Annotated in this window: 2 protein-coding genes; both read right to left on the reverse strand. The window is 63.5% G+C overall.

The annotated features are described in order from the left end of the window. On the reverse strand, positions 1-1,010 hold a 1,010-nt coding region (locus EEQ99_RS34315), incomplete at its 3' end, for an ABC transporter ATP-binding protein (protein ID WP_164736010.1). A 3-nt stretch (positions 1,011-1,013) separates the two neighbouring features. Next, positions 1,014-1,325: carbohydrate ABC transporter permease (locus EEQ99_RS34320; protein ID WP_164736011.1), on the reverse strand; the 312-nt coding region annotated here is incomplete at its 5' end.

Raw genomic sequence — 1,325 nt, forward strand, 5'->3', positions numbered from 1 at the left:
CGGGCGACGACGGACTTGCCGCCGAGCTTGGTGACGGCGAAGGTGTCGGAGCCGGCCGGTTCGACCACCTCGATCAGGCAGTCGCCCTCGCTCAGCATGCGCGCCTTGCGGTCGGCGCCGTCGGGATCGGTCAGCGCCTCGGGCCGGATGCCGAAGATCACCTGTCTGCCGGTATAGGTGGTCAGGCCATTGTTGCCAGCCATGACGGGCAGCTTGAGCGGGGCGGCATTCGGCCGCTCCAGCGAGACTTCCAGCCCACCGGCGCCGTTTTCGACGGTGGCGGTCAAGAGGTTCATCGCCGGCGATCCCATGAAGTCGGCGACGAAGATGTTGGAGGGGCTGTTATAGATCTCGGCCGGCGTGCCGAACTGCTGCAGCACCCCGTCCTTCAGCACGGCGATCTTGGTCGCCAGCGTCATCGCCTCGATCTGATCATGGGTGACATAGACGAAGGTGGTGCCCATGCGCTGATGCAGCCGCTTGATCTCGGTGCGCATGTCGACGCGCAGCTTGGCATCGAGATTGGAGAGCGGTTCATCGAACAGGAAGACCTGCGGGTTGCGCACCAAGGCTCTCCCCATGGCGACGCGCTGGCGCTGGCCGCCCGACAGCTGGCTCGGCTTGCGGTCGAGCAGATGGCCGATCTGCAGCATGTCGGAGACCTGCTTGATCGCCTTGGCACGTTCGTCCTTCGGCACGCCGCGGATCTCCATGCCGAAGGCGATGTTGCCCGCCACCGTCATGTTCGGATAGAGCGCATAGGACTGGAACACCATGGCGATGTCGCGCTTGGAGGGATGCAGGCCGCTGATGTCGCGCCCGTCGATCCTGATATCGCCCGAGGTGATCGTCTCCAGCCCGGCAATGGTGTTGAGCAGGGTGGACTTGCCGCAGCCGGACGGGCCGACCAGCACGAGAAAGCCGCCCTTGTCGAGTTCGAGGTCGATGCCCTTGAGAATGTCGACGGCGCCGAAGCGCTTTTTAAGACCGGAGATTTCGAGGAAGGCCATGGATTACCCTTTGACAGCGCCCGCCATCAGACCGCGCACGAAGTAGCGGCCGGCGAGGATATAGACGATGAGCGTCGGCACGGCGGCGATCATCGCCGCCGCCATGTTGACATTGTATTCGACCACCCCGGTCGAGGTGTTGACGACATTGTTCAGCGCCACCGTCATCGGCATGGAATCGCCGGTGCCGGCATAGGCCGAGGCAAACAGGAAGTCGTTCCAGATATTGGTGAACTGGTAGATGACGGTGACGACGATGATCGGCAGCGAGTTCGGCAGCATGATGCGCCGGAAGATCTGGAAGAAGCTGGCGCC

The sequence above is a fragment of the Rhizobium anhuiense genome (genome assembly GCF_003985145.1).
Lineage (GTDB): Bacteria > Pseudomonadota > Alphaproteobacteria > Rhizobiales > Rhizobiaceae > Rhizobium > Rhizobium anhuiense.